General features: G+C 47.1%; 4 protein-coding genes. 2 read left to right on the top strand and 2 right to left on the bottom strand.

Going from position 1 to position 7741, the window contains the following annotated elements:
* Positions 1 to 500: 500 nt before the first annotated feature.
* Both AACV78_RS00435 and AACV78_RS00430 read right to left on the bottom strand, forming a co-directional pair.
* On the bottom strand, positions 501 to 3314 hold the full coding sequence (locus AACV78_RS00435; protein WP_194010781.1) for a PAS domain S-box protein: 2814 nt from the start codon (positions 3312 to 3314) through the stop codon (positions 501 to 503).
* Positions 3315 to 3983: 669 nt separating this feature from the next.
* Positions 3984 to 5315 (bottom strand): hypothetical protein, encoded by a 1332-nt coding sequence (locus AACV78_RS00430; protein ID WP_194010780.1) that lies wholly within the window; start codon positions 5313 to 5315, stop codon positions 3984 to 3986.
* Between the two features lie 708 nt (positions 5316 to 6023).
* On the opposite strand from AACV78_RS00430, the gene AACV78_RS00425 reads away from it, so the two are divergent.
* Complete coding sequence (locus AACV78_RS00425) at positions 6024 to 6749, top strand: DUF502 domain-containing protein (RefSeq protein WP_194010779.1); 726 nt, start codon at positions 6024 to 6026, stop codon at positions 6747 to 6749.
* Positions 6750 to 7014: 265 nt separating this feature from the next.
* Positions 7015 to 7647, top strand: coding sequence for a transcription antitermination factor NusB (gene nusB / locus AACV78_RS00420; protein ID WP_194010778.1), 633 nt, complete (start codon positions 7015 to 7017; stop codon positions 7645 to 7647).
* The last annotated feature ends 94 nt before the right edge of the window (positions 7648 to 7741 follow it).

Below are 7741 nucleotides of genomic sequence, written 5' to 3'. Positions count from 1 at the left end.
GCCCATCCCACAAGAAAAAAGATTTTTGTGGGATGGGCACGCGAGCCCGTCCTAACTATTTTTGCAAGAAGTCTATTGTGTGTCCGCACTACGAACTTTTTTTGTTATGCCGATCGCACGGGTGGTCAGAAACCGGGTTTTTTGACGAAAATTATGCGTTTTAGCCGACAAATCCGGTAAAAAACCCGGTTTCTTTGGTATGAGTGCGTCCAGGACTGTGTGTTAGGGCGATCGATCGCACATGATTTGATATTGTTTCCGATATCATTCACACTCGTCTCTCCCGAAGCCCAGGGTTAAAGAGAGGCAGAGCCAAAGCATCTGCATTACCAGGCAGAGCCTGGTAACGAGCAAGGGTAGGAAGAGAAAGAAAATGTACGTCCTTCCTTCGCGTTCTTAGCGCCTTCGCGGTTCGATACGTTCCGATGCTACCAAAGTTGATAAGAAAGCTCAAATTGACAGTGGCAATCGAAACTGTTACGGGCTTCGGAGAATCGTCGCTATCGCGCCGCCAAACTTGCTACCACCGCCACTAATTCCGCAGGATCGAGAGGCTTGGACAGGTGAAGTTGAAAACCCTGCCGCAGCGCCCGCACCCGTTCCTCTACCCTACCTGCTACCGTGAACGCCACCGCTGGAATTTCCTTGTTGCCCGATCGCGATCGCACTTGCCGCAGCAGATCTCCTCCATCTTCCCCCTGCATTCCTAGTTCGATCGCCAAAACATCTGGATTCATGCAGGAAATCGCCTCTAAGGCTTCCATGACCGAGGTCGCGGTCTCCACCAAGGCTCCGCAATCTTCGAGGACTGTACGGGCAAAATCCAGGGAATCCCGGTCGCGATCGATCGCCAAAACTCGCACTCCCGAAAGGTTAATGCTCACAAAAGACTCCATCGGGTGCGATCGCGCCGGGGTTTCTCCAACCGCCAACTCCCCAAGCCCTACCACAGAAACTCCGCCCTCGCTATGAGACTGTTTAATTGGCAATCTCACCAAAAACCTCGCTCCTTGTCCCGCACCGGCCGATTCGGCTTCCACTGTTCCCCCGTGCATTTCTACAAAATGGCGCACTAAAGCCAAACCCAAACCCAATCCGTTGTAAGGTCGCGCTGTAGAACTGTCAGCTTGGCTGAACCGATCGAAAACATAGGGCAAAAACTCCCTCGCAATCCCTTCTCCCGTGTCGCTGACCTCAATTTCGACGCTAGGATGCGACACATTTTTACTCGCAGTTAATTGCGCTTGTCCACAAGCGATCTCCACTTTGTGCAGCGCCACCGTTACCTGTCCGCCGTCAGGAGTAAACTTAATCGCATTTGACAGCAAATTCCACGCCACCTGCTGCAAGCGGCCGGAATCGCCAAAAATCCGCCCCGCTGTTTCGTCGAAATCCGTCACGAGTTGAATATTTTTTGCCCTCCAAGCGGGGGCGAGAGCTTCGATCGCAGCCTCAACAGTGGAAATCAAATCCATCCACCGCAAATTCAGGAACAGTTTGCCGGTAATAATCTCCGACACATCCAACAAATCCTCGATCAGAGTTGAGAGCGATCGCGTATTGCGGTCGATCGTTGAAAGAGCTCTAACCGTCGTTTTTTCGTCAAACTTGTGGTTCTGCAACAGTTGCGTCCATCCCAGCATCGCATTCAGCGGTGTCCGCAATTCGTGGGACAAAGTTCCCAGAAACTCGTCTTTCATCCGGTTGGCTCGCGCCAATTCCTCGGCTCGATCGTGCAGTGCTTTTTCTAACTCCTTGCGAGCCGTCAAATCGAGAACAAAAGCCACAAATTCTTGTCGCTTTTCCCCCAACAGAATATATCCCAACAACACAGAAATCCTGCTACCATCGGGCCGAATGTACTCCTTTTCGTAGGGAGTGCAAACGCCATTTGTTTTTGCCTCTGCAATGCTGCGATCGTCCAGCAGCAGGTGTTCCGGCGGTGTAAGGTCTTTACAGCGGCGGAGTTCCCCACACTCCAACTGTTCCCGTTCGTAGCCCACTATCCGCAAAAATTCGTCGTTAGCCTCGCTGATGCCATCGTCAAGATCGCCGACGACAATTCCGATCAAGTTAGATTCTGCCAACATTCTCAGCTTTTCTTGGCTAGCTTTGAGTGCAGATTCTGCTTGCTTGCGATCGCTCACGTCTTCGATGTAAGCCGACAAACCAGAATCGGAAGGATAACAACGCATTTTCAACCACTTATTCAATAAAGGCACGAATTCTTCATACTCTACTGTTACCTGGTCTGCTAATGCTTTTGCTGCCATTTTGTAAAATGGTAATTTTACAGCATTGGGAAATAAATCCAGAAGACTTTTACCGAGGAGTTCGGCTTGTGATTTGCCTAAAAGTTTGAGAGCTTTGTGGTTGATATAAGTGTAATTCCAATTTAAATCGAAGGCGACAAAAGCATCGGTAATGCTTTCGAGAATGTTAGTAATTCGAGCGTTTGCCGATAGCAGGACTTGAGCAGTTTCTTCTGCTTCCTTGCGAGCTGCTTGTTCGTTTGTTAAAGCGGCAGTGCGTTCTTGTTCTGCTAATTTGCGATCGCTAATATCGATGCAAGAACCGATGTAACCTGCAAAAGTGCGATCGAGTCTGTACCGGGGTACGCCCGTACCCAAAACCCAGCGGTATTCCCCGTCATAGCGCCTCATGCGACATTCGAGCCGGTACTCGCGGCGGGCATCGAAGGCTCTGTTGCAAAGATCCAGACATTTTGGCAAGTCATCGGGGTGCAAGCTTTCCATCCAACCGCTACCCATTTCTTCCGCCAAAGTTTTACCGGTAAAATCCAACCAAACTTTGTTAAAATAATCGCCAAGGTTGTCAGAGTCCAACATCCAAATCATCACCGGCGCAGTATCTGCCATCATCCGAAATCTCGCTTCGCTCTCGATCCGCTGCGCTTGAGCTGCTTTGCGATCGAGCCGCTCTTTCACTTCTCGCATCGCGCGATCGATCGACGGCACCAAGCGTGTCAAACTGCGTTTAAGAACGTAATCTGTAGCGCCGCTTTTCAAAGTTTCGATCGCCACTTCCTCGCCCAAGGTAGCCGACACAAAAATAAACGGCACTTCTGGACAAGTAGCGTTAGCCATTGAGAGCGCCGCTAATCCGTTAAAACCAGGCAGCATATAATCTGCCAAAATAATATCAAAACATTGTTCGTCCAGTGCCGCAGCAAAGTCTTCCCGAGTGTCTACGCACCGCAGAGAAAACTTGAGACCGCCTTCAACTAGATAAGCCTCAATCAGTTCGGCATCTAGGGCACTGTCTTCTATTAAGAGGATATTTAGCGTTTTCACAACAATTCCTTAATATCTTTTACTTAAAGTTTTAATCAAAATTCTTTGAATACTTCCATTATTCACTCAATTTCGATGGTCGCTCTAAAAAAAAGATAAAAAATTGCTCTGCTTTCTAGTTGAACCTCTGCCCCTGTTGGTTAGTTGATCCCGATTTCTCAACAATAGTCTTGGACGCACTCTTTTTTGCTCGTTACCAGTCTCTGCCTGGTAATGCAGGTGCGGAGCCTCTGCCTCCTTTGTCTGGTAATGCAGGTGCGGAGGAAGAGCCTCCTTTTACCTCGGCACTTATAGGATCGGACTGCAGGAGATGTTTAAGTTATTAAATTTTCATTTCTAAGTATATAGTCCTGGGACGCACTATTTGCCCAGAAACCGAGTTTGATGGACGAAAATACTGCATCTATAGCCTTTCTGTGCTCTCATATGAGATACTATCCGGGATAGGGCATAGGCCTCCGTGGGCATAGGGCAATAGGGCTTAGGGCATACCTCACTTTTTGAGAACCGCTATAGACCTTGAATCGCCATAAAAACCCGATTTCTGTGGTCTTAATGCGATCGCGAACTCGTACAGACCTATGGCACAAATCATATCATGCGCGATCGCTCTTAGAAACCGCTCCTTCAAGGCTCATTCAACCCTGATAGGAAAGCGACTTTTACAGGTTAGGCGATCGACACAATACTAGCTCGATCGTAAGGCAATCGGTTAGTAGGCAAAACCTCCAGATTAATTTCCACTGAATTCAAAGCCGGATTTTCTGCCAGCACCTTTTGCGTCAAATTCTTATTCACAATTTCCCAGAAATCCGTTTCGTTTGGATAAGCACTCAAGAAATTGTCAATAGCTTTGTAAATCGGCACAAAATCAGGATATTCACCCTGGGTAATTCCTGGTTTATACTGATACTTGACATCAATATTTAGATTATTCAAACCCTGATGTTCGATCGCATAATCAGGAATTTTGAAATCCCAGCCTTCTCCTAATTTGCCATCGGCTGTCCGAGTCACAGTGCTGCTGCGCTCGTAAGGCAATTTTTGCGTCGGTAAAACATCCAAATCAACCGTCACAGACGCAATTGTCGGCTTTTCTGCCAGCACTTTTTCCGTCAGGTTTTTGTTCATTATTTCCCAAAAATCTGTTTCATTTGGGTAGTTAACTAAAAAATTGTCAATACTCTTATACCATTTCTCTAAAATCCTGCAATAGTCTCCGACCCCCCCTAGCCCCCCCGATGCTTTGGGGGGGACAAGAATACTGTTGCATGATTTTTTGAAATTGGTATTATAAATCGGCACAAAATCAGGATATTGATCATCTCGAATCCCATCTTTGTACTTGTAATTTACATCAATATTCAGGTTATTTAACCCTTGATGTTCGATTGGGTAATTTGCCAGTGAAAAATTCCACTTTTGACCTAATTGAGCATCCGATGGAAAGAAAGAAATTCCCACTGGACGCTCTAACTTGCTGTCGGGAAGAACAAAAATAGAATTGTTACTCAACAAAGTATTGCTCGATATTGGCAGCGGTTCGTCAGTCTTGCCACTGTAGCGCAAAACAGCACCCGCGCCGTTAGCGCTGGCGCGGTTGTCAAAGCCAACAACGAACAAATTGCCGATCGGCGAAAATGCCAAACCACCTACATAATTGCTACTGGGCGAAGTATCAGTATAATTCGCAGGTAAAACCTTAATTAATTCCCCACTGGTTAAATTGTAGCGCCTGATATCGTTAGCAAAATCGCTCACATAAAGGTCGCCATCATCAGGCCCGATAGCCATTCCCAAAAGACTCACAAATCCCTGACTCCGAGGCGAAGGTTGGGGCGAAGCAAAGATATTTGACTGCCTGGTTTGTGGGTTGTAACGCAGCACCTGACTGGGGAAATTTGCGCTAAAATCAGGTTGATTGTTGCGAGCAACACTCCCCTGCGTTGTCACGTACAAATAGCCGTCAGGAGCAAACAGTAAATTGTTCGGCCCGTTCAATCCTCCCGCTTGCTGGTTTCCCGCAGCAAATACATCAATGAACTGTCCACTTTTGCCTTATATCTTAGAATTTGGTCAGTCTAAAAACTACTGACATAAAAAATTCCGTATTCCGTAACAATTTAGCGGACTTGCATTCCACACTACGAATCTCTTTTGTTATGGTAATTCAATAGTCAAATGGTTTAATAAGTATCTAGAATTTTAGAAATAATTTGACGTAATATCTGCTACATTGGTCGATCGCACTTCTGTCAATTTCTCAAAAAAATGATTGTTCGATGGGATGGCGCGCGATCGCAGTACAATTCCAACTGTCTTGGTTTAGCCAGCCCCATCCTCAAAATTCAACTGTTCTCGAAGCAGCCCAACAGCCTTGTAGGGGAAACGTCCCGATGGGTTCGGCCTCAACTCTAAGAGCTAATTTGTTAAGTCCTAGCTAAATTGTCTTAAAATATACAAAGGAGTAAAGTGTTTCCCAAGTCACGTAGTATATTAAAGACAGGCAGTAATTTGCAATAATTCTTGACAAGATAAGTACAGGACAACCGCAGTTACCACCTCCTAACTCTTTCCATATCTAAGGGCGCGGCAAGGTGGGATAGAAGACAATAAAAATGCCGACTTTCACTCTTTGCCCGTGCAGTTGCTTTACTCTCAGGTTTGTTCACGTTATTTGCAGCCAGTTACGAGGAGAGTTGACCACCCGTGCTCCAACGCATCAAACAAGACTTAAAAAACGACCTGATCGCAGGTCTGCTGGTAGTGATACCCTTAGCTACTACCATCTGGCTGACAATTACCGTCGCCAGTTGGGTCATCAATTTTCTTACCAAAATTCCCAAGCAGATCAACCCTTTTGACGGACTCAACCCGATTTGGGTCAATCTGCTGAATTTTTTAGTAGGGCTGGCTGTACCCCTGCTGAGCATTTTACTCATCGGTTTAATGGCCCGCAACATCTTCGGGAAGTGGCTGCTAGACTTTGGCGAACGCCTGTTGCAGGCAATTCCCCTAGCGGGTTCGGTTTACAAAACCCTCAAACAACTGCTGGGAACAATTCTTAACTCAAATGACAAATTTCGCCGGGTGGTGTTGGTAGAGTATCCGCGCCGGGGAATCTGGGCTTTGGCGTTTGTGACGGGTACGATCGACAGTAACGATATTAAGTCTCATTTGTCCGGCGAAACTCCGATCGGCATTTTCATCCCCACCACGCCAAACCCCACCACCGGATGGTACGCTATAGTCCCGGAAACCGATCTAGTGAATTTGTCAATGTCGATCGAAGATGCCTTTAAACTGATCGTCTCCGGCGGCATCGTCAACCCCAGCAACTCGCTTACCGTCAGCCCCGACAACCCCCCCGGAAAAACACTCGAACCGTTAATATCCGAATCAAGATACCAGCCTGTACCAGTAGAAGAAGATTGACACCAAGTTCAGAAAAACGTAATTTCAATCGCCCTTGTCTTCAACCCCCACAGCAGGTAGGTGCAAGTTTGACTTTCTGGCGGTTGAAACCGTCCAGTATTTTTAATAACAGATTCTATATTGTCCAAAACCAGCCCAACAACAATCATGACCGAGGGCGGGTTTTTTGCGGGTTTTTCTGCTAAAGTCCAAGGCTATGGTCTCAACCAACACCTAGCAATCTCAACAATTCTTAAATTCCTATCCCAATTTCTATCTAAAAAATATGAAAAAATCCCGCGAAACAGCACGCGAACTCGCACTCCTCGGCATCAGCCAACTACCGTCAAATCCAGAACTCTTAGAAGCGAAGAAACTGGAAGATGTTGTCCTCGCCGCCGTCCGCACCCTGACAGCAGAAGTTCAAGAATCCCTAGAAGCAGCAGCCTCGGAAGTGCAGCGGAGTAGTGACAAACTGCTTGCTAGCGAAATCCGCGCCGGCGATATACAAAGTGCTAGAGTAATGGTGCGCGAAGCTGTGGAACTTACGCAAACCGCCATCAACCGTCTCGGTTCCGCAATGGAGTTTCCAGAAATGCTCCAGCTTGCTAACCAGCAAGATGTCCGCACCTATGCTTTGCAAATCCTGACGAAAGTTAGCGCCAACCGCTCTCAAATTGACGAATTGCTCTCGGAATCCCTCGTGGATTGGCAAATAGATCGGTTGCCCAGGATCGATCGAGATATCATGAGAATTGCGATCGCCGAAATCCTCTATCTCGGCTTAGCCGAACAAGTCGGCGTCAGCGAAGCAGTCCAACTAGCAAAACGTTACAGCGGCGACGAAGGACATCGCTTCATCAACGGAGTCCTCCGCCGAGTAGTCGATAAAATTAACGCAGAAGTTGTCACTCAATAGTCAACAGCCTGCAGTCATTCGTCATCAGTCATTGGTCATTAGTGATTGGCAATCCGCAATCCGCTCTACACTAAGGACTGATGACTAATGACTA

Origin of the sequence: Tychonema sp. LEGE 07196, assembly GCF_963890365.1 — a bacterium.
Lineage (GTDB): Bacteria > Cyanobacteriota > Cyanobacteriia > Cyanobacteriales > Microcoleaceae > Microcoleus.
Note: the sequence above shows the minus strand (reverse complement) of the source record. Positions and strands in the feature narration are given on the sequence as shown.